General features: G+C 60.1%; 27 protein-coding genes, 1 tRNA gene and 1 pseudogene. 12 read left to right on the forward strand and 17 right to left on the reverse strand.

Going from position 1 to position 24,473, the window contains the following annotated elements:
* Nucleotide 1 precedes the first annotated feature (1 nt).
* The 5 genes from JCM12178_RS03245 (at nucleotide 2) to pal (ending at nucleotide 4,041) form a co-directional block, all read left to right on the forward strand.
* Nucleotides 2-691, forward strand: a complete 690-nt coding sequence (locus tag JCM12178_RS03245; RefSeq protein WP_054648712.1) for a MotA/TolQ/ExbB proton channel family protein — start codon at nucleotides 2-4, stop codon at nucleotides 689-691.
* 9 nt (nucleotides 692-700) lie between these two features.
* Nucleotides 701-1,117 (forward strand): protein TolR, encoded by a 417-nt coding sequence (gene tolR, locus JCM12178_RS03250; protein WP_054648714.1) that lies wholly within the window; start codon nucleotides 701-703, stop codon nucleotides 1,115-1,117.
* Nucleotides 1,118-1,140: 23 nt separating this feature from the next.
* A complete protein-coding gene (tolA, locus tag JCM12178_RS03255; protein WP_054648716.1) occupies nucleotides 1,141-2,061 on the forward strand; it encodes a cell envelope integrity protein TolA in 921 nt (306 codons plus the stop codon).
* Nucleotides 2,062-2,068: 7 nt separating this feature from the next.
* A complete protein-coding gene (locus JCM12178_RS03260; RefSeq protein WP_054648718.1) occupies nucleotides 2,069-3,376 on the forward strand; it encodes a PD40 domain-containing protein in 1,308 nt (435 codons plus the stop codon).
* Nucleotides 3,377-3,486: 110 nt separating this feature from the next.
* Nucleotides 3,487-4,041 (forward strand): peptidoglycan-associated lipoprotein Pal, encoded by a 555-nt coding sequence (gene pal / locus JCM12178_RS03265; protein WP_054648720.1) that lies wholly within the window; start codon nucleotides 3,487-3,489, stop codon nucleotides 4,039-4,041.
* 223 nt (nucleotides 4,042-4,264) lie between these two features.
* Here pal and JCM12178_RS03270 read toward each other — a convergent pair.
* The 11 genes and pseudogenes from JCM12178_RS03270 to JCM12178_RS03320 form a co-directional block, all read right to left on the reverse strand.
* A tRNA-Val gene (locus JCM12178_RS03270) sits at nucleotides 4,265-4,341 on the reverse strand.
* A gap of 49 nt (nucleotides 4,342-4,390) precedes the next feature.
* Nucleotides 4,391-6,501 (reverse strand): annotated as a pseudogene (locus JCM12178_RS03275) (RnfABCDGE type electron transport complex subunit B).
* Nucleotides 6,502-6,514: 13 nt separating this feature from the next.
* Nucleotides 6,515-6,874 (reverse strand): cupin domain-containing protein, encoded by a 360-nt coding sequence (locus JCM12178_RS03280; RefSeq protein WP_054648722.1) that lies wholly within the window; start codon nucleotides 6,872-6,874, stop codon nucleotides 6,515-6,517.
* Between the two features lie 10 nt (nucleotides 6,875-6,884).
* Nucleotides 6,885-7,460, reverse strand: a complete 576-nt coding sequence (locus JCM12178_RS03285; RefSeq protein ID WP_054648724.1) for an electron transport complex protein RnfA — start codon at nucleotides 7,458-7,460, stop codon at nucleotides 6,885-6,887.
* A gap of 15 nt (nucleotides 7,461-7,475) precedes the next feature.
* Nucleotides 7,476-7,985 (reverse strand): DUF2059 domain-containing protein, encoded by a 510-nt coding sequence (locus JCM12178_RS03290; RefSeq protein ID WP_054648726.1) that lies wholly within the window; start codon nucleotides 7,983-7,985, stop codon nucleotides 7,476-7,478.
* Nucleotides 7,975-8,469, reverse strand: coding sequence for a DUF2059 domain-containing protein (locus JCM12178_RS03295; protein ID WP_054648728.1), 495 nt, complete (start codon nucleotides 8,467-8,469; stop codon nucleotides 7,975-7,977). The genes JCM12178_RS03290 and JCM12178_RS03295 overlap by 11 nt, the downstream gene beginning before the upstream one ends.
* Nucleotides 8,470-8,477: 8 nt before the next feature.
* A complete protein-coding gene (gene rsxE / locus JCM12178_RS03300) occupies nucleotides 8,478-9,152 on the reverse strand; it encodes an electron transport complex subunit RsxE (protein WP_054648729.1) in 675 nt (224 codons plus the stop codon).
* Nucleotides 9,153-9,161: 9 nt separating this feature from the next.
* Nucleotides 9,162-9,752, reverse strand: a complete 591-nt coding sequence (gene rnfG, locus JCM12178_RS03305; RefSeq protein ID WP_054648731.1) for an RnfABCDGE type electron transport complex subunit G — start codon at nucleotides 9,750-9,752, stop codon at nucleotides 9,162-9,164.
* On the reverse strand, nucleotides 9,749-10,708 hold the full coding sequence (locus JCM12178_RS03310; protein WP_054648733.1) for an RnfABCDGE type electron transport complex subunit D: 960 nt from the start codon (nucleotides 10,706-10,708) through the stop codon (nucleotides 9,749-9,751). The genes rnfG and JCM12178_RS03310 overlap by 4 nt, the downstream gene beginning before the upstream one ends.
* Nucleotides 10,705-11,874 carry a 4Fe-4S dicluster domain-containing protein gene (locus JCM12178_RS03315; protein ID WP_172677063.1) on the reverse strand — a complete coding sequence of 390 codons (1,170 nt, stop codon included), beginning with the start codon at nucleotides 11,872-11,874 and terminating at the stop codon, nucleotides 10,705-10,707. Before JCM12178_RS03315 ends, JCM12178_RS03310 begins: the two co-directional genes overlap by 4 nt.
* 19 nt (nucleotides 11,875-11,893) lie before the next feature.
* Entirely contained in the window at nucleotides 11,894-12,535 is a 642-nt protein-coding gene (locus tag JCM12178_RS03320; protein ID WP_054648738.1) for a cytochrome c3 family protein, read from the reverse strand.
* 385 nt (nucleotides 12,536-12,920) lie between these two features.
* Between JCM12178_RS03320 and JCM12178_RS03325 the strand changes: the two genes are divergently transcribed.
* Together JCM12178_RS03325 and JCM12178_RS03330 are read left to right on the forward strand one after the other, a co-directional pair.
* Nucleotides 12,921-14,417 carry an alkaline phosphatase gene (locus JCM12178_RS03325; protein ID WP_054648739.1) on the forward strand — a complete coding sequence of 499 codons (1,497 nt, stop codon included), beginning with the start codon at nucleotides 12,921-12,923 and terminating at the stop codon, nucleotides 14,415-14,417.
* 65 nt (nucleotides 14,418-14,482) lie between these two features.
* Nucleotides 14,483-15,694 carry a YibE/F family protein gene (locus JCM12178_RS03330; RefSeq protein WP_083465713.1) on the forward strand — a complete coding sequence of 404 codons (1,212 nt, stop codon included), beginning with the start codon at nucleotides 14,483-14,485 and terminating at the stop codon, nucleotides 15,692-15,694.
* On the opposite strand, the gene JCM12178_RS18145 is transcribed toward JCM12178_RS03330, so the two are convergent.
* Nucleotides 15,601-15,888 (reverse strand): hypothetical protein, encoded by a 288-nt coding sequence (locus JCM12178_RS18145; RefSeq protein ID WP_157054713.1) that lies wholly within the window; start codon nucleotides 15,886-15,888, stop codon nucleotides 15,601-15,603. The two genes, JCM12178_RS03330 and JCM12178_RS18145, sit on opposite strands and share 94 nt — an antisense overlap.
* A gap of 104 nt (nucleotides 15,889-15,992) precedes the next feature.
* Here JCM12178_RS18145 and JCM12178_RS03335 point away from each other — a divergent pair, with 104 nt between their 5' ends.
* Nucleotides 15,993-16,613 carry a PilZ domain-containing protein gene (locus JCM12178_RS03335; protein ID WP_054648741.1) on the forward strand — a complete coding sequence of 207 codons (621 nt, stop codon included), beginning with the start codon at nucleotides 15,993-15,995 and terminating at the stop codon, nucleotides 16,611-16,613.
* Here the strand turns inward: JCM12178_RS03335 and JCM12178_RS03340 are convergent.
* The 5 genes from JCM12178_RS03340 to JCM12178_RS03360 all read right to left on the reverse strand — a co-directional run bounded on the left by JCM12178_RS03340 (nucleotide 16,600) and on the right by JCM12178_RS03360 (nucleotide 20,632).
* Nucleotides 16,600-17,508, reverse strand: coding sequence for an NAD(P)/FAD-dependent oxidoreductase (locus tag JCM12178_RS03340; RefSeq protein WP_054648743.1), 909 nt, complete (start codon nucleotides 17,506-17,508; stop codon nucleotides 16,600-16,602). The two genes, JCM12178_RS03335 and JCM12178_RS03340, sit on opposite strands and share 14 nt — an antisense overlap.
* Before the next feature lie 72 nt (nucleotides 17,509-17,580).
* Complete coding sequence (locus JCM12178_RS03345) at nucleotides 17,581-18,372, reverse strand: sterol desaturase family protein (protein ID WP_054648745.1); 792 nt, start codon at nucleotides 18,370-18,372, stop codon at nucleotides 17,581-17,583.
* 11 nt (nucleotides 18,373-18,383) lie between these two features.
* On the reverse strand, nucleotides 18,384-19,472 hold the full coding sequence (locus tag JCM12178_RS03350) for a tetratricopeptide repeat protein (RefSeq protein WP_054648747.1): 1,089 nt from the start codon (nucleotides 19,470-19,472) through the stop codon (nucleotides 18,384-18,386).
* A gap of 39 nt (nucleotides 19,473-19,511) precedes the next feature.
* Entirely contained in the window at nucleotides 19,512-20,315 is an 804-nt protein-coding gene (locus JCM12178_RS03355; protein ID WP_054648749.1) for an HD domain-containing protein, read from the reverse strand.
* A complete protein-coding gene (locus tag JCM12178_RS03360) occupies nucleotides 20,312-20,632 on the reverse strand; it encodes a hypothetical protein (protein WP_054648751.1) in 321 nt (106 codons plus the stop codon). Before JCM12178_RS03360 ends, JCM12178_RS03355 begins: the two co-directional genes overlap by 4 nt.
* Before the next feature lie 152 nt (nucleotides 20,633-20,784).
* Here JCM12178_RS03360 and JCM12178_RS03365 point away from each other — a divergent pair, with 152 nt between their 5' ends.
* From JCM12178_RS03365 to JCM12178_RS03380, 4 genes are all read left to right on the forward strand, one after another.
* A complete protein-coding gene (locus JCM12178_RS03365) occupies nucleotides 20,785-21,183 on the forward strand; it encodes a response regulator (protein WP_054648753.1) in 399 nt (132 codons plus the stop codon).
* Between the two features lie 305 nt (nucleotides 21,184-21,488).
* A complete protein-coding gene (locus tag JCM12178_RS03370; RefSeq protein ID WP_054648755.1) occupies nucleotides 21,489-21,935 on the forward strand; it encodes a TIM44-like domain-containing protein in 447 nt (148 codons plus the stop codon).
* Nucleotides 21,936-21,977: 42 nt separating this feature from the next.
* Nucleotides 21,978-22,697 carry a class I SAM-dependent methyltransferase gene (locus JCM12178_RS03375; protein WP_054648757.1) on the forward strand — a complete coding sequence of 240 codons (720 nt, stop codon included), beginning with the start codon at nucleotides 21,978-21,980 and terminating at the stop codon, nucleotides 22,695-22,697.
* Nucleotides 22,698-24,434: a YcaO-like family protein gene (locus JCM12178_RS03380; protein WP_054648759.1), complete on the forward strand. Its 1,737-nt coding sequence runs from the start codon at nucleotides 22,698-22,700 to the stop codon at nucleotides 24,432-24,434.
* Nucleotides 24,435-24,473: the final 39 nt, after the last annotated feature.

The raw sequence follows: 24,473 nt of genomic DNA on the forward strand, positions 1-24,473 counted from the left end.
TATGAACATTCTGGCCGAAACCAACATGCTGCAACTGATCCTTGGCGCCACGCTGGCCGTGAAGGCGGTCATGCTGCTGCTTGCGCTCATGTCGATCTGGAGCTGGACCATTATTTTCTACAAATCCTTCAGCATCCTTTCTGCGCGCAGGAAGGTGCTGGCAGGCTATCAGGCGTTCATGGCCGCGGACGACCTCTCCTCGGGCATGAAGTCGCTGGGCGGCAAGCATTCCCCGCTGAGTACGGTCAGCTCGCTGGCGGTGAAGGAATTCCGCAAGCTCGAAAAGGCCGAGCTGGACCGCGACCGCAAGCGGATGCTCGTCAAGGACACCCTCAGGCGCGTGCTGCGTCAGGGCATCAGCGCCGAGATGCGCCGTTTGACCCGCAACCTGCCGTTCCTTGCCACCTGCGCCAACGCCGCGCCCTTCATCGGCCTGTTCGGCACGGTTTGGGGTATCATGCACTCCTTCCACTCCATCGGCCTGCAGCAGTCGGCAGCGCTGGCAACGGTCGCTCCGGGCATCTCCGAGGCGCTCATCGCAACCGCCATCGGCCTCGGCGTGGCGATTCCCGCCACCATCGGCTATAACTTCTTCCTCGGAAAACTCTCGGAAGTGGAGACCGGCATGATCGACTTTGCCGGAGCATTCCTGAACCGCGCAGAGCGCGAGATCGCCTGGGCCGGCAAATAGGAGGCCGTCATGGCGCTCAAGACCGGAAACGGCTACCTCGCGGAAATCAACGTCACGCCATTCGTGGACGTGATGCTGGTTCTGCTCATCATCTTCATGGTCACTGCCCCGCTCATGACGCAGGGGGTCGAGGTGGACCTGCCCAAGACGCGCACGGTGCGAAACCTGCCGCAGGACAAGGATCACCTCGTGCTCACGGTCAAGGCGGACGGGACCATCATGCTCGACAAGTATGAGGTCCCGGAAGGCGAGCTTGAAGACTTCCTGACCCGGCTGGTGGCCTCGCAGAACAAGCAACTCTTCCTGCGCGCGGACAAGGCCGTTGCCTACGGCGTGGTGGTGGATGTGATGGGCGAGATCAAGGCCGCAGGTATCGACAAGCTCGGCATTGTGGCTGAAGAGAAAAAGGACCGGAAGGAACGCTAGGCGTTCGGGACGTGTCACCTATCATGAAATTTTTCGGCCTCTTTCTATCCATCGTCTTCCATGCGGCGGTCATAGCTGCGGCGCTGTTCTGGACAACCGTCCCGGACCGGCCCGTGAACCTTGACCGTCCCGTGTATTCGGTGGACATCGTCAACCTTGCCCCTCCCGGGCCGCCACCGCCGCCCGGCCGTACTTCGTTGGCAAAGACAGACGCCACCCCGGCTCCCAAGCCTTCCAAGCCGGAAGCCAAGGCCGTTGAGGTGGAAAAGCCCGAGCCGAAGCCGGAACCCAAACCGGAGCCGGAAGCCAAGAAGATCAGCGAGACCAAGAAGGAACGAAAGGTCGTCGTCAAGGAAAAGAAGCCCGAACCAAAGCCGGAACCCAAACCGGAACCGAAGCCCGAACCGAAACCAGAGCCGAAGCCCGAACCAAAGCCAGAGCCGAAACCGGAACCCAAACCGGAGCCCAAGCCTGAGCCGACTTCGGATGAACTGCTGGCTGACGCGCTTAGTGACGTCAAGCAGAATGTGAGCGCAGAGGAGCGCAAGGAGCAGCAGGAGCTGGCCAACGAACTGGCTTCGCTGCGCCAGCAGGAGGGCAAGGAAATCTATTCGCACGGCGGAAAGCCCGGCGGCGGAGGTGCCGTGGGCGGCACCGGCTCCGGGCTTGCGCAGGTCTATGCCATGATCGTGGCCTCGACCATCAAGCAGAATTGGCGCTACCCGGCCTTTGCGGGCGATGCGAACATGCTGGTGTCCGTCGAGATATCCATAGACGACGCGGGTATGATTACCGGATCGCGCGTGGTGGAGGCTTCAGGGAACGCGGAGTTCGACAGTTCCGCGCTGCGGGCGGTGCGTGAGACCGAGAAGGTCGAGCCGCCGCGTACCGAGCGCGACAGAACCATAGTCATCAATTTCAACAGCCAGGACCTCAACGAGTAGGGACGACATGAAACGATACGCCGTCATCGCATTGGCCTTGGTCATGATGCTTAGCACTTTCAGCCTCGCCAGCGCGCAGGATCAGGCCCCGCTTACAGTGGACATCTTCGGCCCCGGCCAGCGGCAGGTGAATCTGGTGATTCTCCCGCCCCGTTCCCTTGAGGAGCAGATGCCGCAGTTTGCCGAAACTTTTGAGAAAACCGTCAAAAACAATTTATCGTATCTGCCCTTTATCAAAGGCACGCAGATGTCGCAGCTTCTCGGCGGCGACCCCAGCAAGGGCGTCAGGTCGACGGAGATCGACTTCAGGCCGCTTCAACTGGCCAAGATCGACCTCGTGATGACCACCGGCTGGAAGCCCAACGGCGTGGAAGTGCGGGTGTTTGATACGTTTGGCCGTCGCATGATCATCGGCAAGGCCTACGGCCGCGTCTCGAAAGAGAACGTCGTGTCCATTGCCGACCGCTTTTGCTCGGCGTTTGTAGATGCCCTGACAGGCAAGAAGGCGTTTTTCGATTCGCCGCTGGCCTTCGTGCGTCAGCTCGGCAAGAGCAAGGAAATCTACACCGTCCTGCCGCAGGGGCGCGAGTTGACGCGCATCACGACCATGGGCGGGTTCAACCTCGGCCCGGCGTGGTCCCCGGACGGCTCCAAGCTGGCGTTCACCCACATCGGCGGCAAGAGCCATTACCTTGGCATTTTCGACGCCAAGACCGGCAAGACCACCCTGCATACCGAAAAGCTCGGCCAGTCGGTCATCAGCCCCGAGTTCATGCCCGGCGGCGGCCTTGCCGTAACGCTCAACCGTCATGGTCACGCCGATATCTTCCAGCTTGACGGCAATTACAAGCCTCGCCGCGTGCTGGCAAAAAGCTCGTTTATCGATGTGTCTCCGAGCTTTGACCGGGCCGGACGCAAGATGGTCTTTACCTCCGGCAGGGCAGGCAACCCGCACATCTACATGATGGACCTTCAGAGCGGGTCCGTCAGGCGCATAACACTGGACGGCCCATACAACACCCACCCGTGCATCAGCCCCGACGGCCGTTACATCGCCTACAACCGGCGCACCGGCTCCGGGCATCGCATATTTGTCTACGACCTCGCCACCGGCAGGGACAGGCAGGTTTCCTTTGGTCCCGGAAGCGACGAATACCCCGCGTTCGGCCCAGATGGATACTTCATCGCGTTCGCCTCGAACCGTTCGGGACAGTACAAATTGTACCTGACCACGAGGCACGGCGATGCGGCGAAAATGATCCAGACCGGATCGGGCGCGGCCTTTGCCCCGGCATGGGATACCAAGTTGCAATAGTGAAACGTATTGCATGGGGGGTTGATTTTTGCAGAATAACAGGTACATCTTGTAAGAATTCTCAATCATGATGATCACGTCGCGGACGTGGCTCGGCTCAAGGAGTGAACATGAATACCAGATTGGCACTTGTCATGGCGATGATCCTCTGCTTCGCGATCACCATCGGAGCCGGTTGCTCCAGCAAAAGCGGTTCCATGCCGCCGGGAGCGACCCAGGTGAAGGTGGAAGATGAAACGCCTCCGGAACCGGCACCGGAACCCGAACCGATGCCTGAGCCGGATTACGATCAGGAAGCGCTCATGCAGCAACAGCGTCAGGAAGCTGCTGTCCAGCTTGGCTTCATGATCAATTTTGCGTTCGACTCCTATGAGCTTTCTCAGGAAGCCCGCGACCTGCTGTCCCAGAAGGCCCGCCTGATGAAGCAGTACACCGGCATGACCATGGTCATCGAAGGGTACTGCGATGAGCGCGGCACCGAGGAATACAACCTCGCGCTCGGTGAAAAGCGCGCCCGCGCCGCCTTCGAGCATTTGGTCATTCTAGGCGTGGAGCCAGAACGGCTCAGTATCGTCAGCTTCGGTGAGGAGCGCCCGCTTGACCCGGCCCACAACGAGGCAGCTTGGGCCAAGAACCGCCGCGACGAGTTCAAGGTCTCCTTCTAGAGCCGACACCGTCTATTGAAGCAATGCCCCCGCGAACATTGTTCGCGGGGGCGTTTTTTATGGTGTTGCGGATGGGCTTGGCTGTGCAGGCCATCAGGCGGGATGGTCGGTTGTTGTCAGAGGAGATATCGTGCTCTAGAGATGCTTTTCACAGGAGATGAGCGAATCCATGAGCCATAAAAAAGAACGCCAGACTTTTGTCTGGCGTTCGGTGTGTTTTCGGTGGTGGGCGATACTAGATTTGAACTAGTGACTTCCACCGTGTGAAGATGGCACTCTGACCAACTGAGTTAATCGCCCACAGCGGAGATGTCTTATACGCTCGGGGTTTTGCCTTTGCAAGCGTTTTTTATATTTTTTCCTGAATTTCCTTCGTGGGTTGCTCGCACTGTTCGCAGGAGTCTGCCGTGCGGTCGTAGCAGGTCAGTCCGCAGCGCATGCAGCGGCACATTTCGTACTGCGCCTGCTCGGTGTTCAGCGCCCCCTCGACCTCGGCGAATGTGCAGACCCTGTCTTCGCCGTCGCAGAGGTGCGGCATGGTCGAGCGGTACTTCACGTTCACGTTTTCCACGTCCTTGAAGAGCGTGTAGGGGATCATTTCCCGTTGCAGGCGCTTGGGAACGGCCAGTTCGCCCTCGGTGAGCAGCTGGTGGATGCTCCGGGCGGCCTTGCGGCCTTCTCCGAGCGCGGAGATTACGAGGTCCGGGCCGAGGTGCGCGTCGCCGCCTACAAAGACGTTGGGGACCGCTGTCTGGAGGGTGTCCGGGTCGGCCGCCACGGTCCGCCATTTGGTGGACTCGATGGGGCAGGACTCGGCCTCGTCGTACAGGCAGTTGAGGTCAGGCTTCTGGCCGATGGCGAGAAACACCGTGTCGCATTCGATGAGCGTCTCGGAGCCTTCGACGGGAACGGGGCGGCGTCTGCCGGACTCGTCCGGTTCGCCAAGCTCCATCTTGAGGATTTCAAGGTGCGTCACCCGGCCGGAATCGTCCGTGATGAACCTGTTGGGCGAGGAGAGCATCTGGAACTTGATGCCTTCATCGTCGCAAGCCTCGATTTCTTCTTCATTTGCGGGCATTTCCGCACGGGTTCTGCGGTAGACCATGGTGACGTCCGCGCCCATGCGCAGGCTGGTTCGCGCGCAGTCCACCGCGGTGTTGCCGCCGCCGATGACAATGACCTTTTTGCCCACCTCGCTTCCGCGCCGAGGCCGACCTTGGTCAGGAATTCGATGCCCGCCATCACGCCCTTGGCGTCCGCGCCCTCAATAGGCAAGTGCGTGCTCTGCCAAGCGCCGATGCCGAGGAAGAAGGCCTCGAAGCCTTCCTCTTCCAGCGAGGTGACGCTCACATCGCGCCCGAATTTGGTTTCGGAGCGGACCTCGATGCCGAGGTCGAGGATGCCCTCGATCTCCCAGTCCAGTACGGCGTTGGGCAGCCGGTACTCCGGGATGCCGTAGCGGAGCTGGCCGCCAAGCTTGGGCATGGAGTCGAAAATTGTAGGTTCGTGCCCGAGGCGGCGCAGAAAATAGGCGCAGGAAAGACCGGCGGGGCCACCGCCGACAACCGCCACCTTGCGGCCGGTGTCAGGCAGGCAGCTTACGGGCTGGCGTTCACCGGAGTTGAGCTCCCAGTCCGCGATATAGCGCTTAATCATGTTGATGCCCACCGGGTCTTCCACGTGCTGCCTGCGGCACTGCGATTCACAGGGGCGCGGGCAGACGCGGCCGATGGAAAGTGGCATGGGGATGCGTTCGCGAATGGTTTCGAGCGCCCCGGCAAGGTCGCCGCGGCTGGCCTGTTCGATGTAGCGCGGGATGTTGATCTGGCCGGGACAACGCTGGCGGCAGGGGGCGAGACAGTCGGTCTCAAGGTTCAGGTGGGTAAGCCGTGAGGAGAGGCTGACCAGCGAGATGACCCCGCGCGGGCAGGCTGTGACGCAGGAGCCGCAGGCCACGCAGTGGTCGGGATGGACTACCGGATAGCCGTTCGGACCCATGCGGATGGCGTCGAAGGGGCAGGCGGTGACGCAGGAGCCGTAGCCGAGGCAGCCCTCGGGGCACATCTTGGAGCCGGTGTAGAGCATGGCTTGAGCGCGGCAGTCCTTGGCCCCTTCGTATTCATAGACTTCTTCTGCGCGGTCGCCGCCGGTGCAGTCTACGAAAGCCAGCTTCGGCTCGGCCACCTTGAGTTCTATGCCCATGACCTCGGCCACATTCGCGGCCACTTCAGGGCCGCCGATGACGCAGACGTCGGAACCGGCTTTTCCTTCCACCACGCCACGGGCTGCGCCGTTGCAGCCTGGGTAGCCGCACGCGCCGCAGTTCGCCCCTGCGAGCACGCGCTCCACCTTTTCGATGCGCGGATCTTCATAGACGTAGAAAATCTTGGAGGCCGCCACGAGGACGATTGCCGCCGTAAAGCCTATGCCGAGAAGGACCAGTACCGATGATACAATCATATAGCCATCCGTATCACTGTGGTTTGCTTGAGGCTACGTCGCCAGTGGGTTCGGTTTCCGAGGAGTGGAAGCAGAGCGTCACGGTTCTGATGTCCGCGCGGGTGCGGTGCAGGGTGCCTTGTGGAACCACCAGCATGTCGCCCGCGCCGAGAACTTCGGTGTGGCCCTCGAAATCAACCTCCAGACGGCCCTGAATCACATAGAAGGCCTCGTCCGAATCGTTGTGCGTATGCCAGTGAAAGTCGCGGTTCAGGACGCTCAGGCGCATCACCTGATCGTTGATGTCCGCGATCTTGGTGCTCTTCCAGTCTTCGTCCACTTTGTTGGCGATATCCAGAAGGCTTATCTTCGAAAGTCTTCCCTTTTTCTTCATTGCTGCTCTCCTAGGCGGCCATGCCCTTGAAGGCGAAAAAGGCCAGCGACATGAGCCCGGCCATTATCAGCGCCATGGGGGTTCCCCGCAGGGCTATGGGGATACGGACCATGTCGAGGCGTTCGCGGATGCTTGCCAGCACCACCAGCGCGAGCATGAAGCCCGCGCCCGAAGCGATGGAATAGACCACGGTCTGCACCAGCGTGAATTCCTCGCGCTGGCAGATGATGGCGATGCCGAGCACCGCGCAGTTAGTGGTAATGAGCGGCAGGAAAATGCCAAGCGAGTTGTAGAGCGGTGGAACCATTTTCTTGAGGAAAATTTCCACGAACTGGACCAGCGAGGCGATGACGAGGATGAAGGCGATGGTCTGCAGGTAGCCGAGATCGTTGGGCGCGAGCAGGTTTTTTTGCACCAGCCAGGTGATGGTCGCGGCCATGGTTGCCACGAACACCACCGCGAATCCCATTCCGATGGCCACGCCTGTTTCCTTGGACGTGCCGATGAACGGGCAGTTGCCGAGATACTGGGCGAGGACGATGTTGTTGACGAATATCGCCCCGATGACGAGCAGGAAGTAATCCATGCCTTCTCTCCCTATCTAGAATTCAATGCCGTGTTCATGCAGGCGTTCGCGGATGCGCTCCAGGCCCTTGGCCATGATGGGCGCGCCCGAGCGCTGCATTTCCTCGGTCATCTGGCGGTACATCTTGCCCTGCAGGGCCACCTGTTTGCGCCAGACCGGGCTTTCATAAATGGCGATGAGTTCCTTTATTTCCTCATGCGTGAAGTTCCTGTCGTACATCCCCACGAATATGGCCATGGTCGTGTTCATCAGATCATTGAAAATCTTCTGGATTTCTTCTTCAACCGCTGCGGTGGCCTCTTCGGACATATCCGGATGCTTGTGGCGCAGCTTGGAGACGATGCCGTCGATGTTAGGCCGAATCAGGTCAGGCAGCGACGCGGTGGCGCCCGTCAGTTCCAGCATCTTTTCGATGTCCTTTCGTTTGGCGTCGTCACTGGCTGCGCAGGGCAGTGCGAGAACGAGAACGAGAGCGGCAGCGGTGATCGCGGCGAGTGTATTTTTCAGCGGGGAGTTATTGGACAAGACCTTCTTCCTCCAGTCGTTTGCGAATGCGCTTGTCAGCCTGTTGCGCAAAGACGTTTGCCCAGCCCCGGGCCAGCATCATGCCGTCCTGGGAAATCTCCGGGCGTTTCTTCTTGAGCTTTTGCCACGTGTCCGAGGAGTAGAACTCCAGAAGCACCGTGACGTCTTCCTGTGTAAGATGCGGCATCCACGCCTCGGCCATCATGTCGGCCAGCTTGGGCAGGCTCTCCTCAAGCTCGGCGTCGATGCTTTCCTCCACGATGGCGCTGACCTGATCAGCATGCTCCGGGACAGCCGCGGCGTAGCGTTCGCGGGCGACCTTCTGCATACGGTCGATGACCACACGGACCATGTCGAGCTCACCGGAGAGCTTGAGCATGCGAATGACGTCGGCGCGTTCCGGAGCCTTGGCCTGCACGGCGGCGGCAAGGCAGAGCGTGAGTGCGAGCGCGAGTGCGAGGTGCTTTGCGAGAGATCGAATCATCAATGTTCCTATTTCAGTGGGGTGTTGCACATGCCGCAGGCCTTGCAGTCGTGCTTTGGCCCTTCTACGGCTTCAAGGCCTTTGACGCCGCGCTGCCAGTTGGTCAGCGCGTTCATGGCGGCCAGTACCAGTCCGAGGCACACGAAGGCGCCGGGTGCTTCTATCATGAACGTGAACGGCTCGAAACCGCTCCACATGACGGATTTTCCGAACAACGTGCCGTACCCGAAGGTTTCGCGCAGTGCACCGAGGAAGGTCAGGGAGAGGGCAAAGCCGATGCCAAGCCCCAGCCCGTCGGCCGTGGACATCAGGACCGTGTTCTTGGACGCGAACGCTTCGGCCCGGCCCAGAATGATGCAGTTAACCACGATGAGCGGCACGAAGATGCCGAGCTGCTGGTACAGTGGATATGCGAACGCCTGCATCAGAAGTTCCACGCAGACCACAAGCGAGGCCGCGATGACGATGAAGCAGGCGATGCGGACCTTGCTGGGGATGATGTTCCTGAGCAGCGAGACGAAGACGTTGGACAACGTCAGCACGAATATGACCGCCAGCCCCATGCCGAGGCCGTTGTCCGCGGTCTTGGTCACGGCCAGCACGGGGCAGAGGCCGAGCACCAGCCTGAACGGCGGCAGGTCGCGCCAGAGTCCTTTTGAAAATTCTTTCCAGAGCGTGCTCATGCGACTCTCCTAGGACCCGAATTCGGACGGGATTTTGTCCTTGATTTCATTGAACGTCTTGATGGCGTGGTTCACTGCGGCAACCGCACCCGTTGACGAGACAGTGGCCCCGGAGACCGCGGCGATGTCTCCGCCGCCGGACTTGAGCGCCACGTCGTCGAGCGGGTGGCTGACGAACTGGTTGCGAAAGTCACCCTCGGTGATGCGCGTACCCACGCCGGGCGTTTCCTTCATGGTGGTCACGCCGATGCCTGCCAGCTCGTTCTTGCCGCCCTGATCGACCGCGAAGCCGACCATGATGCCGAGGTCGCCGCCGAAGCCTTTGCCGAAGGATTGGAAGGCAACGCCAACCAGCTTGCCGTCCTTGCGGGCAGGGAAGACGATGTGTTCCTGCCCCTGCGCGTCGGCGATGCGCGCCCTGTCCTTGACCGGGTTGTTGTCGATGTCGGAAAAAATCTGGTTCAGGGCCGGACCCTGCACGTAGGTCAATTCCTGCTCTTCAACTCGTTGCGCAGTGGCGTCGCGGATGGTTGCCAGCGTGAAGCCGGAAGCGCCGCAGATGAGCGAGAGCACGAGAACCATTCGAATCATTTCCATCATGCCTTGACCCTCCCTGTGCCGAACGGCTTGGGCGCGATGCGCTCCAGAAGCGGGGTGGCGAGCTGAGCCAGAAGCAGCGCAAAGGGCACTGCGTCGGGGTACATGCCGTATTGCCTGATGAGCATGGTCAGGATGCCTCCCATGAGGCCGTATGCGATCATGGGAACCGGAAGCACCGGCGAGGGAGCCGGGTCCGTTGCGAGAAAGAACGCGCCGAAAAGGGTGCCGCCGCCGATGAGGTGGAACGTGGCCGAGGCGTTGGTTCCATCGCCGGTCAACTGGAAGACGAGTGCTGCCAGCGCGATGCCGCCGATGAAGGCCACGGGGATTTCAGGGCGGATGATGCGCCGGGAGAGCAGATACAGCCCGCCGAGCAGTATGGCCCCACTCTGGGCAGCACCGAGGCCGCCGATTTGTTCGCCGAGGAGCATGTTCGTGGCGCTGATGTCGCTGACCGCCTGCAGGCCGAAATAGTGCAGCTCGTGCAGCGGGGCCCTTAGCGGGGAGTCGAGCATGGTGGTGTACGGGTCCATGAAGGTCCCCCACGAGATGCGGCAGGTGGTCCAGCCGACCAGCGCCGCGCCGAGCGGGTTGCCGCCGTTGCCACCGAAGATCATTTTGCCGAGGATGATCGACGCTGCCGCTCCGCTGACCACCAGCCACCACGGGGCCGATGCCGGGAGCAGGAAGGCGTAAAACAGGCCGATGAGCACGGCGGTGCCGTCGTCAACCGCGCTTCTTCGTTTGATGGCCTTCCAGCACACGGCTTCCGTGAGCACGGCCACGGCGCAGGAAAGGAGCATCACCCGCGCGGCAGGCAGGCCGAAGTGCCAGACTGCCATGATTGCGGCAGGCATGAGCGCGAGGATGGTCTCCAGCGTCATGCCCTTGAAGGTGCGGCCGCAGTGGACGTGCGGCGGCGAGGCTACGGTCAGCAGTGGTTCTATGGGTTTCATGATGCCGGTGCCTCCTCGATTTCGCACGCTCCCTTGAGAAGGGTTATCTCCTGTTTGGCGAGCCTGATATATTGGAGGATGGGCCGTCTGGTGGGGCAGAAGTAGCCGCAGATGCCGCACTCCATGCAGGAAAAAATGTTGTAGCCCTCACAGCGCTCGAACAGCTTGAACTCCGAGGCCTTGCTCAGCAGATCGGGCCGAACGCGTGACGGGCAGCGTCTTGCGCATTCGCCACAGCCCACGCAGGCCGAGTCACCGGAGTGCATGAAAAGCCCTTCGGGGACCACGTGGACTGCGTTTGTCCGCTTGTCCGTTCCCTGTTCAAGGTTGCAGGCGGTGCTGCCTGTCATCAGACCGCCGAAGACGATTCGATCCCCTTGCGAGGCCGTGGTGCCGGTTTCGGCAAGCAGGGTGGCCGCCGTGGTGCCGAGGGGAACCATGGCGGCGCGCTGGCCGAGCTGGCAGATGACATTGGTGTACGGGCGACCTGATTCGACGATGCGGCCCGCGATATACAGGTCTTCGAGGGTGACGATGCAGGCCGATGTCGGCGGAGTGCCGTTGACGGGCTCCTCGCCGGTGACCGCGCGGATTACCATTGGGGCCATCCCGTACGGGTGGCGGGCCGGAACAAAGGTCACGCTGCAGTCCGCGAATGCGACCACCTTGGTGCCTTTGGCTGCGGCCAGCACGGTGCGGCTGGGCTGGACGATGTTCTTGATCGTTTCCAGCCCGAGCTCCACGGCCTTTCGGTGGTCGTTCATAAGCGGGGCAAAGATGCCGTGCCCCGGTTCGGGCGGAACGGCATTGACGATCAGCAGTGGGGCGGTGCGGATGGACGCCGTGTTCATGCCCATGCGGGCGAGCCATTTGAGCAGCTCCGGCGAATCTGAGGGCACGCTTTCGCGTTCCACCGTCTTGGTTCCAGTGGTCCTGATCTCGATGAAGGTATCGGTGACCGCCTCTACCGTCCCCGAGACACCGCTGTGCAGGTCGCCGGTGCCTGCTCGCGTGGATGACGCGATGCGGGTGCCAGTCAGCACCTCGTCTCCTGCCGCCACCACTGGATCATGGCATTCAAGTCCGACGCGCAGGAGCGGCGGAGTGGGGATGGTGCCGAGCGGACCGGTGTCGAGCGTTCCGAGTCGGAAATCGTATCTGTCCATGGTCATGCGTCCCGTGATCCTACTGTATATGGCATTGGTAACATGCATCCTTGCCGTATGGTCCAGTGCCAGCCTTTTCATGGCACCCCTGACACTGCTGATGGAATGCTGCCACGCGGGACGGCACGGAGTTGGAAACCGGTTCGCTGTGGCAGTCCGCGCATGGCGTGTAATCCACCTCGTCCGCCGGAGCCGGGAGCCGCTTGTGGCAGAAGCCGCAGTTGCGATAGCTGTCGCTGAAATCCTCTTCGTGACAGTTTGCGCAGCGTTCGTGTGCCGCATTCATCAGCGAGGGGATGCCGGAGTCCGTTTCCTCATGGCAGTTGGAGCACTGCTGGGGTTCGTCCTCTATGTCGGTGTCGTGGTGACAGTCGGTGCAGTCCGAGGTGTATTCGTCCACGTGCAGGTCATGGTCGAAGGGGGAAATGTCCGCGCGGGGGTGGTGGCAGCTCGCGCACTGTTGCGGAGACATGTTCAGCTCCGTGTGTTCTTCCAGATACTGGGCGCTGAACTTGGCCGGGTGGCAGTCCGTGCACCGTGGCGGGTTGGGGTCCTCGCCGCTGGTGTGGTGGCAGTCGCCGCAACGCATGTCGCCCATGTCCGCGTGTTGCTGATGGGTGAACAGAACGTTGCCGCCCTTGCTTTCAAGAAGGACTTTCACGGGCGGGGACTGGGACTGCCGGGACGACGTAGCCCGCGACTGCGGCTATGAGCATGACTACCGTGATGATGGAGATTGGCAGGTAGCGTTTCTGCAAGAAGGCACCCCCGATATTTTGACTGATTATCGTTTTGTAGCTGAAAACACGGAATTTTGTCCACCTCTTTCCCTAAAGCCCGGCCGCTTTCGCCGATTATTTGTCCAGTCGTTTGAGAAGATGCGAAAAATCTCGAAAAGTGGAGTTTTGGCCTCCACTTTTTTCGTAACGCCATCGTCAAACAGGCGTTTCGTTACCTTGTGTCTTCGTCATAAACCTGTCGCCAACGATTGATACTCACTCTCTTAGTTGTAAATCCGTAACTACAGTATTTCTGGAGGAAACATCATGAGGGGTTTTGTGATCAGATTCGTTGCCCTTATGCTCTTCGCCGTTCTGGTGACGGGCTGCAGCAACGAGAAGAAACAGGCCGAAGCGCCGGCCGCCAAGCAGGCTTCCAAAGTCAAGTACGTCATGCTTTTCATCGGTGACGGCATGGGGCTGCCGCAGCGCGCCGCAACCGAACAGTTCCTCGGCCGCAAGCTGCATGTGGACGCCATGCCTGCGCAGGGCATCACCACCACGTTCGCCAATGACCGTTTCATCACCGGTTCTGCCGCGTCTGCCACGGCCATTGCTTCCGGTATCAAGACCAATATCAACTACATCGGCGTCGACCCCGAGTTCAAGCCGGTCAAGACCATTGCTGAAATGGCAAAGGACAACGGCATGAAGGTCGGCATCGTGTCCAGCGTGTCCATTGACCACGCCACGCCTGCGGCTTTCTATTCCCACGTCAAGACTCGCAAGATGTACCATGAAATCGACTGTCAACTCGCCGAGTCCGGCTTCGATTTCTTTGGCGGCGGCGGCCTGAAGGATCCCAGCGGCAAGAAGTCCAAGGCTCCTCTTGGCGACGCCATCGAAATGGCCAAGAAGAACGGTTACAAGATCATCACCGACAAAGCGGCCTTCAAGGCTCTGAAGCCCGGCGACGGCAAGGTGCTTTCCTGGAACGCCAATCTGCCCGACGGCAAAGCCCTTCCCTACGCCATGGACATGACCGACGAAGACATCACCCTTCCGGAGTTCACCGCCAAGGCCATCGAAATGCTTGATAACCCCGACGGGTTCTTCCTCATGGTGGAAGGCGGAAAGATCGACTGGGCCTGTCACGCCAACGACGCAGCCGCCTCCGTGCGCAACACCGTTGCTTTTGACGACTCCGTCAAGGTCGGCCTCGACTTCCTTGCCAAGCATCCGGACGAAACGCTCATCGTCGTCACCGGCGACCACGAGTGCGGCGGTCTGACCCTCGGTTTTGCAGGCACCAAGTACAAGAGCTACTTCGATGTCCTCGGTGCACAGAAGATATCCTTCCAGAAATTCACCGATGAAATCGTTGCTGACTTCCGCGCCAAGAACGGCACCTTCGAAGAAATGAAACCGATGATTACCAAGTATTTCGGTCTCAAGTTCGAAGGCGATCCCAAGAAGGACCGCCTCGTGCTGGCTCCGTATCAGGTCGAGCAGGTCAAGCAGGCTTTTCGTCGCAGCATGGCCGGTGAAGAAGAGCAGGCCGGTGAGGAGAACTACATCCTCTACGGCGGCTACGATCCTCTGACCATGGCGCTGACCCACACCCTGAACCAGAACGCCGGTCTTGCATGGACCTCCTACAAGCACACCGGTGTGCCCGTTTCCACCTCTGCGGCCGGCAACGGTTACGAAGCCTTCAACGGTTCGTATGACAACATCGACATCGCACTCAAGCTGATGAAAGCCATGGGCATGGACGCGCAGCCCCAGTATCTGCCGAGCCAGAAGACCGCCATGGCCCAGTAGGGAAAGATAAGACAACGCTTAACCTTGGGGCGGGGGCCTGAGCCTCCGCCCTTTCGGTGTATCCAATGCTGACGTATTTTCATCACAGGCGCGACCTTGCGCTGGTTCTTTTTTTTCGCAGTGCTTTGCGCTGTTTTGTATCTTGTTCCCACCGGTTCGAGGATCGTTCCAAAGCGGAGTCCGTCCGTTCGCGCTCACGCGTTGTCGAGGTGGACAACAGTGAGATCAGGACCTTCGGACTCATCCGGAAGGGAACGCAAGATGTGGTCATGGAGATTCTCTCGGGACCGTATGAGGGGATGGTTCTTGAGGGGCATAACCAGCTTCTCGGCCAGCTTGACCGTGACAAGCTCTTCAAGGCCGGTGACGAGGCGCTGGCGGTCATCACGCCCGGTGCGGACGGCAGCCCCGAAGTTGTCAACCCGCAGGCGCATTATCGACTCGGACTTGAGCTCTGGCTGCTGGGCCTGTTCGCCGCGCTGCTCATCGCCTTTGGCGGCTGGACAGGGGCCAAGGCCCTTCTGTCGTTTCTCTTCACCGGCCTGATGCTCTGGAAGGTCATGGTGCCGCTCATGCTCGAAGGGGCGAATCCAATTCTGGTGGCCCTCGGTGTCACCGCGCTTTTGTCCGGAGCCATCATCTTTCTCGTGGCCGGGGTCAATCGCACGGGACTCACCGCGTTTGCCGGGGCGTTTACCGGCATCCTGACCAGCTGCGTGCTGGCGGTCTGGTTTACTGACAAGTTTCATGTGCACGGCGCGGTCATGCCGTTTGCCGAGACCCTTCTTTACGCGGGATATGAATACCTCGATCTGACCGCCATATTCGTATCCGGGGTGTTTCTGGCCTCCTCAGGCGCTGTGATGGACCTTGCCATGGACGTTGCCGCGAGCATGCGGGAGGTGGTGGAAAAGAAGCCCGGCATCGGCAGGGCAGAGGCGGTCATGTCCGGAATACGCGTCGGCAGGGCTGTCGTGGGAACCATGACCACCACGCTGCTGCTGGCCTATTCGGGCGGCTACCTTACTTTGCTGATGGCTTTCATGGCGCAGGGGATTCCGTTGGAGAGCACGTTCAACTTCGTCTATGTGGCGGCCGAGGTCCTCAAAACCCTGGTGGGGAGTTTCGGACTGGTGCTGGTGGCACCGTTTACCGCACTTGCTGGCGGGGTGCTTCTTGCCCGTCAGCGGCGGGAGCCGAAGGCCGAGAGCACGGCCCAGAGCATGCAGAATCCTGCACCGGCCCACCAGAGCGCCTCGGCCAGCTTGACGGAATAGAGAACGTATCCTGTCCTGACCGCCCATTTCGGGGGGAGGTCGGCAGCGAGGCTGACCGGAGATACGCCAAGGACTCCGGCAACATCCATCAGCGTGAACCATTCCCAGGTTCCGCTCGTGACGGCGATGATGCCCTGTATGCCGAGGACGATCAGGCACAGGGCCCAGAAGAGTACGCAGAGGAATCGAAACATGGCCGGATCATGGCTCTTTTTTATCCGGAGTGCAATTTTTCACTATCAATAATTGCCGATGCGGGGCGGGGGCTGCTAGGGTGAGAGAAATCGGAGGGTGGCGTATGCAGCTTGGCGTTGGCGACAGGGCGTTGTTCGAGTTTCCCCCGCTCGGGGACCGCTTTGTTGGCGTTGTCACGGAATGTGACCTGCCCGAAGCCATGACCGCGTTCGTTTCGGCCCCTGCCAATGCCGCACAGCGCGTGCAGACAGGGGCGCCGGTGCTGGTCATGTTTGCCCATGAGGGGCGGCTGCTCGGGTTCCGGGCGGCCATTGAAAAGACGCAGTCCGGAGCAGGATTGGTCATCCGCATGCGCCCCGACAGTGAAGTCGAGGACGTGGACCTTCGCTGCGAGCCCCGCGCCCCATGTTCATTCCCTGCCGATCTGGAAAATGGTTCCGCTACCTTCACAGGGTTCGTTGTAGACATGAGCCTCACCGCCGCCCGCATGCGGGTGCAGGATCCGGCCGGTTTGCCGGATTCCGGTTCCAAGGCGACCCTTCGATTTTCCGTGTTCGGTTCCGATGATGTCTATGAAACGCCGTGCCGGGTGTTTCGCTCCTTCCTGAAAGAGAACGTGCCCTATGTGGTGCTGCAATATGAAGGGCCCGACGAATCATTTCGCCGGGCCGTTCAGGAATATATCCAGCACCAGAGCCGGTCTGGCGGTCTTAACGCTGTTTGAGCGCCTTTGCATACGCGGCTGCTTCCACACCGGCCACGCATCCTTCGCCAACGGCTTTTGCCATCTGTAGGGGCGGTCCGGTGATGTCGCCTGCTGCATAGACGCCTTCCACGTTGGTCCGCTGTTTGCGGTCCACATCCACGTAGCGCATTTTGTCGTCCAGCATGATCCCGAGGCTTGCGGCCAGTTCAAGCACGCCCTTGGCACCGAGCTCGATGAACACGCCGGAGCAAGCGATGAGTTCGTCGTTGTCGAGCGTCACGCCGCTCACGGCGGTCTTGCCTTCGATGCGCTGGATTTTTCGTCCTTCATGCAGAATGACGGCAGCGTCCAGAATGCGCTGTCGAAGAGCGGGAGCCACGTCCAGTTCTTCGCAGACGAGGTGGGTTTCCGAGGCATATTTCGAGAGGGTAGAGGCCCCGCCCGCAGCCGCGCTCTGGCAACCTGCCACCACAACGACCTCCTTCTTGAAGAAGCCCGCGTCGCAGTCCGCGCAGTAGCTGACGCCCTTGCCAAGCAGGTCTTTTTCTCCGGGGACGCCCAGCTTGTTGCGCGTGGTGCCGGTGGCGATTATCAGCGTGGGTGATTCAAGCAACCGTCCGCCCTCGGTTTCGACCTGCAACAGGTCGCCTTCCTTGGTGACCTTGAGCACGTCTTCATCAAGGAATTCGGCACCGAAGGACTCGGCCTGCTCACGGCCGGTGCGAAGAATCTCCTCACCTGAAACCTTGAACATGCAGCAGTAGTTCTCAACATGCGCCCAATAGAGGCTCGATTCACTGAGGCGGCCGAGCATAAGGGTCTTCGCTTTCTTGCGTGAGGCATGAATGGCGGCCTGAATACCGGCCGGGCCGGAGCCGAGGATAATCACGTCATATTGTTTCGGTTCGCTCATGTGCGCTCCTTGTGCATTAGTGGGGATACCACACAAGGGTACCATGAACTGGCCGATTGGCAACAGTTTCGATCAACCGTTTTTCAGGAAGGGGATGGCGAGCATTCCCGGCAACCTGCGGAAGCGGGTGTCACGCAGGATGTTCAGGCCGATGCGCATGTCGAGGTGGCCGTCGTCCGGCTGGGCCTTGTAGGTGCGGAACAGGAAATCCCACCACGGTACGCAGAACCCGTAGTTCCGGTTGGCTTCCCGCATGTCGGTAGAGTGGTGCACGCGGTGCATGTCCGGTGTGACCAGCAGCAGTCTGAGCGGGGCATCAAGTCGGAGCGGCAGGTGCAGGTTGGCATGATTGAAGAGCGAGCAGGCGTTGAGAATGATCTCGAAGGTAAGCACGGCCATGGCCGGTGCGCCGAGGACCACCACCAGCAGGCATTTGAAGGCCATGGATGCGGCAATCTCGATAGGGTGGAAACGCACGCCCGTGCTGGCGTCTATGTCCGTATCCGCGTGGTGCATTCGGTGGATGCGCCAGAGTGGGCGGATGCGGTGGAAGGCAACGTGTTGCCAGTATATGGCCATGTCCAGCAGGGCGACGCTGAGGGCAAAGGACGCCCAGTAGGGCAGGTCCATGAGGTTGAAGATTCCCCAGCCGCGTTCTGTGGCGAGTGCGGCGAGCGCAACGGGCAGCACCGGGAAGATGAGCCGCACCACGCCTGTGGACAGCACCGAGATGCCGATGTTGTTGAAAAACGATCCGAATTTCGGGCTTCGCGGCGATCTGCGGGGCCAGATGGACTCCGCTGCGAGCATGAGCAGCAGGACTGCGATGAAGGAGCCGGAGCGGAGCAGGGCTTCTGTGGGCATGACCGCCTCCGTCAGACGTCCTTGGCCGAGGAGGATGCGCCGCGTGTCTCCTGCGCCTGACTGATGACCGGCGTCCAGGGCTTGCCGTATATTCGCTGGAACAGCTTTGCCGCCTCAGGAAAGTCTCCGCACATTTTCAGGGCCAGGATCACGTTTTTTCCCGCGTCTTCCTTGTGGCCCATGAAATAGTACGCCTTGGCCATGTTGAAGAATATGTTCTCGTCGTTTGGCGTCAGCTCAACAGCCTGCTTGTAAGCGTGCAGCGCGCCGGGGTAGTCGCCTTGGCGGCGCAGGCGGACGCCGAGGGTGTTGAACGGGTTCGGCGTCTCGGAGTCGTACTTGAGGATTTCGATGAACACTGCCTTGGTGTCTTCAAGCCGGTCGAACTGGGCGTATACCTCGGCCGCCTTCTGAAGATAATACTTGGTGGCCTCGTCATCCCCCTTGCCCTTGTAGGCGTCGGCCAGGCCCTTGTAGGCCTCGCCGTACAGGTCGTTGATCTTGACCGCCTTCTTGAAGGAGACGATGGCCTTGCCGTACTTGTGCTGTACGAGGAAGTTGCAGCCCATGTCGTAGTAGCGCTGGGCCTCGTCCTGATAGGAGATGAGCTCTTCAAAGGCCTCGATGGCCTCGTCGAACTCGCCTCGGCTGACCATGTCCTTGGCTTCCTGCAGCTCCAGTTCTTCGATTTCGGGGTAGTTGTCGAGCTGCTTGGCGAGAATCAGGTACCTTTCCAGCGTGGCCACGGAATAAGGGCGCAAAATATACCCAGTGCAGCCGGCGGAAATGGCATCGAGCACGTGGTCCTTGCGGTTCTCCAGAGTGATCATGATGATCGGCACCGGCCTTCGGGTGTTCTTGCGCATTATCTGGCAGAGCTTGGCACCCGCCATGTCGCTGAGTTCGGAGTCGCAGAGCACGAGGTCGACGTCGTTGACGCTCATGTAGTCGATGGCTTCAGTGCCGGAGGTGAAGGTCACGATGTTTTCGACACCGAAGCCTTTGATGCTCTCAGCGTCGCGGCGGGCATGAACCTCCACGCTTGTGGCGATGATGACGTGATTGAACGCCTTGTATGCCTTGCTGTCGACTTTGCTCATGCAGAAATCCTTTTGGATATTACTGTGATGCTTGCCAACTTACCCGGTGCATGACGCGATGGCAACCGCGTTATTTGCCGATCTTCGTTCGATCTCTCCGAGAACCCTTTGCTTGAGTTCCCGGATTTGCGGGGTGTCGGGCAGGAGGTGCAGGAGCCTGTCAATCAGACCGCGTTTGCTCAGGTGATGGCTGCTGAAGCCGTAATTGAGGTCGAATACCCACCCGGAGAGCAGGATGGCGAAGTCGTTGCTCCACTCCATGAGGGAGTAATCGCCCAAGGCCCCGGAGAGAATCTGTTCCAGCAACTCGGGCGTGTAGCGCTCAGGGTCGCGGCGGGTGTTCATGAGGATCACGCCACCGTCCATGTCGGGGTTTTCAAGGTGGTCGAGCACCACGGGAAAGATGTCCAGCTTGTCGGCGTCGCGCACGGCACAGACCACGCGGCGAATCTCGGCGGGCGTGTTTTGGGGCAGGATGCGGACGTTATGCAGTGAAACGGCGGCGTGGACAGTGCGCCTGAGGGTGTCCGGCAGGTCCTTGAGAAAACGGTTGCGGTGCAGCGCGCCGATGCCCAGTAGGGCGTGGTTGGCGGAGTCGCTGTCGCGGAAGGTGCCATAGTCCCTGTACTGCGGGAAGCGGCCGATGTCGTGATAGAGCGCGCCGAGGAGCACGGCCTTTCTCGTATCACCGTTCAGGCTATGAAAATCGCAGAGTGCGCGGGCATTGTCGAGCACGCGGAAAGTGTGGGCCTGCTTCAGCGAGACATTGCCGTCGCCCCCGGCCAGAAAGGGCCTGGTGTATGCCCGGAACTGCTCTTCGTGGCGGGTGAGGAGGTCGTTCATTTCAGGGAGCGCATTTTGAGTTCGTATTCGGCCTCGTTGATTTCTCCGTCCTTTAGTTGACGATCCAGTTCTTCCCTTTCGCGGCGGAGTTCTTCCTCTGCCTCGCGGTCCAGTTCGTGATCGCGCAGGAATCCCTTGGGGCCGAAAAGGATCCTGAGAAAAAGAAGTATGGCGCCCATCAGCAGGGCCACGAAGGCCAGCCGGGCGAGGTTTGGCAGCAGAGTCTGGCCGTAGCCGGGGCCGAAGGGCCAGAGCCGCCATTCAGGGTCGCTGAAAAAGTCCTGAAGGCTGGACAGGATGACGAGAATATCGGTCATGGATTGCTCCGTTGTGTGGCTGTTTCGCAGAATACGTACTTCTTCCGGCCGGAACGCGCAAGGATTGCTTGCAGGGCGAAAAGGGTTCTTGTGAATTGCCGGATGCAAAGGTATCGTGTATGTGGTTTTCAATTCCATTTGCGGAGAGAGTCATGCGCATCCTGATTGTTGAAGATGAATATACGAGCCGAAAGCTGCTGAAAGCGATTCTGAGCGACTACGGCGAGTGCGATACTGCCCCTGACGGCAAGAGCGGACTTGAGGCGTTCAAGAGTGCGCTTGTGGAAGGCAGGCCCTACGGGCTTGTCTGTCTCGACATCATGATGCCCGTCATGGACGGCCACGAAGCGCTTCGGGCGATCCGCGAGGCCGAGGCTGAGCATGGCATCCGGGCGCAGGACGAGGTCAAGGTCATCATGGTCACAGCCATCAATGACCCCGTTACCGTGGTCAAGGCCTACTATCAGGGCGGTGTGGCAGCTTACATCCCCAAGCCCATCGAGGTCGATTCGCTCATCTCGATCCTCAAGGATCTGGAAATAATCAGTTGATCCATTTGTATGCGAAATAATTTCAATATATCGGCCCTTGTGGCCATTGCGGTCCTGTTTCTTCCGGCAGTTGCAAATGCAAATGACGCAGCGCCGCCCAGAGGGTTGGGCATTCTCGACCTGCTGCTGTTCGGGTTTCTCATTTTTCTTCTGATCCGCTTTTTCCGTAGGCGGTTCGGCAGTGGTGACGATTCCGGCGATCAGGACACGCCATCCCGCCGTCAGCCGCGCGGAGATGATTCCGAGCAGTATGGCGAGCAGGGGCAAACTCCTAATCGCCATGACGCGGCCAAGGCCATGTGGACATGCTCTCCTCTGATGATCAGCCGTCCCAGCCCGCACAGCAGTCGCATCCTTCGGCGGCCCGGGCCCGTTCCGGTGACGACTTCGATCCGGCCGAGTTCATCGAAGGTGCAAAAATGTTTTTCTCGCGTTTCCACGAAGCCCGTGACGCCGGAAAGCTTGAACAGCTCAAGGACTTCATTGCCCCGGAGCTATACGAAGAGCTCCAGCAGGGCGGTGAATCCGGCGAGCCTGCACGCACCGAGGTCATGCTTGTCGATGCTCGGCTGGGTGACAGGCAGAGCGCGGACGGGCGAACCGTGGTAAGCGTTTTCTTCGACGCCACGCTCCGAAAGGGCGTGTCGGGCGAAACCCCCTACAACTACAGGGGCGTGTGGGAGTTCTCCAAGCCGATGGATTCCCCCGACTCCCTGTGGACTCTGGAAAAGATGGAAAGGGTTGACCACTAGGCCCTTTTTACCGTCAAAAAAGCATACCCGGAGGGTATAAAATTGTCCGTTCAGGATTTTGATCTTGAGCAGCCTCTTGAGGCGCTCATTGCCGAGGCTGACCGTCGTTTCGGCGGTATAGTCTTTGAGAACGTCACGGTGGGTGGCGTGGACTTGGCTATTCCTCAAATCAAGGATATGCCGCGCTATTTGGACCGTCTTGTTGGCAAGACACGACCGGGCGAGTCCGTCGAGCTTCCGCTGTGGGCCAAAATCTGGCCCTCCTGCCTGATGCTGTCCATGTTCATGACCCGCTGCCCGCTGGAAAAGGGCGCGAGCGTCATCGAGCTTGGAGCCGGTGTAGGCGTTGCCGGTCTGGCCGCCGCAAAGAAGGGCATTGCCGTGACCGTGACGGATATCGAGCCCGACGCACTGCTCTTTTCCCGCATTGGGGCGCTCAAGAACGGCGTGGAAGATTTGGTGAACGTGGTCCGTTGCGACTTCACCAAGGATGCTCTCGACCGTCGTTACGACATGATAATGGGTTGCGAAATTCTCTATCAGGATCATGTCTACGAGCCGCTGCACGAGTTTCTCGAGGCGCATCTTTCCGAAGAAGCCACGGCGGAAATCGTCATCGCGCTGGACGGCGTCCGCAAGGGCAAGGGCTTTTTCCAGCGTGCCGAGGACCGGTACTCCATGATGCGGCAATCGTTCCCTTACAAGGACGAGGAGAGCGGGCAGGAGCGCGCCGCCGTCCTGTATCGCCTGCGGAGGAAGTAGATGATTCGTCTGCAGGATTGTTTCAAGGGCTATACAACGGATCAGGACAAGGCGGTTACGCCGGAGCAGACCGTCGCCTCGGTGAAGGCCTGCATGGCCGAGGCCTGTGCGGGCGTGCTTCAGGAGACCGACCGCGTGGATACCGGACGACTCGGCATTCCCGTGTTCGTCAGCAAGTGCGGACCCAAGGCCGCCGAGGTCATGCCCACCCGAAAGCAGATGGGCAAGGGTGCTTCGCCGGAACAGGCCGAGGCCTCCGCGCTCATGGAACTGGTGGAACGCTTCAGCTACTTCACCTTCTGGAATACGCCGTCCAATTTTGAGGAACTCACGTGGAGCGAAGCCGCAGAGCGCTGGCCCGATGAGCTTCTTCCGGTCTCGGAGATCATCAAGTCCGTGGGCGAGATCGGTCTGAGCGAGGCCGACGCGGTGCGGCTGCTCGATCTGGTCCGCTGGAAATTTCACCCCGCGCACGAGATCGCCACGGAAAAAGACGTGTACGTGCCGTTGGACTGGTTCAAGAAGCTCAACGAATTCAACGGATCATCCGCAGGGAACACCTTTGAGGAGTCCATCCTGCAAGGGGCTTGCGAGCTGGTGGAACGACACGTCTGCGCCGTGGTGGATCGTACCCGACCCGAGTTGCCAACCATCGACCCGGCAAGCTCCGACGACCCGGTGCTTGCGCGTCTGGTGGAATGTTTCGCCAAATGCGGCGTGAAGCTGGTGCTCAAGGACTTCACCCTCGGTTTCCCGGTCCCGACCGTGGCGGCCGTGGCGTGGGATCCTGGTACATTCCCGGGCCTGAGCGAAATTGTCTTTACGGCCGGAACTTCGGCCACCCCGGAAAAGGCGGCAGTGCGTGCCGTGACCGAAGTGGCCCAGCTCGCCGGGGATTTCGAGACCAGCCGCGTCTATGAGGCCTCAGGGTTGCCCAAGTTCACGCAACTGGAACAGATCGACTGGCTGCGCCAAGGTCCGACCGCTTCCGTCGGTGACTTGCCAGACGTGGAACATCAGAACATTCGGCAGGAACTTCAGTCACTTGCCGAGGGCCTCAAAGCCATGGGCTATACGCTTTTTTCCGTGGATACCACTCATCCGGAACTGGGCGTGACTGCCAACTACAACTTCGTGCCCGGTTTTCTTTTCCGTGAGCGCACTCCGCACGCCAGCCTCGGTATGTTCGTGGGCCGCATTCTGGCCGAGGAAGCCGAGTTCGACGAGGCGCTCATCGGACTGGAGGTGCTTGCCGAAGTCTATCCTGACGCGCATTTTGTTCCGTTCTTCAAAGGATTGCTGGCTCTGCGCATGGACGACGTCATGTTTGCCGCGGACCGCTTTGCAGAGGCCGAACCGCTCCAGCCCGCGCCGGAGGAGGCCGCCCTGTGCGCCTTCTATCAGGCATACGCCTTGACGCTGGCCGAGGAATGGGAAGAGGCCGTGCCGCATCTGGAGCGCGCCATCGCGCATGACGCGGAGGTCAAGGAGTTTTTCAATCTTCGCGGAGTCTGCTTTTTCAGGCAGGGGGATTACGAGGCCGCGGCAGCAGATTTTCAGGCTTCACTGGACATCGATTCCGGCAACCCGGAAGACCTCGCCAATCTCGGCCTGTGTCACAAGTTCATGGGCAACAAGGCCGAGGCCGTTGATTATCTCGACGTGGCGTTATCCATGAATCCCGGTCTGGAATGGGCGCGTGCGCACTACGAGGAATTGCTTGCGGAACAAGACTGATTTCGCCTCTGGAGCGAGCGGGTAAAACGCTGTGACGTG

Origin of the sequence: Salidesulfovibrio brasiliensis JCM 12178 (assembly GCF_001311825.1) — a bacterium.
Classification (GTDB): domain Bacteria; phylum Desulfobacterota; class Desulfovibrionia; order Desulfovibrionales; family Desulfovibrionaceae; genus Pseudodesulfovibrio; species Pseudodesulfovibrio brasiliensis.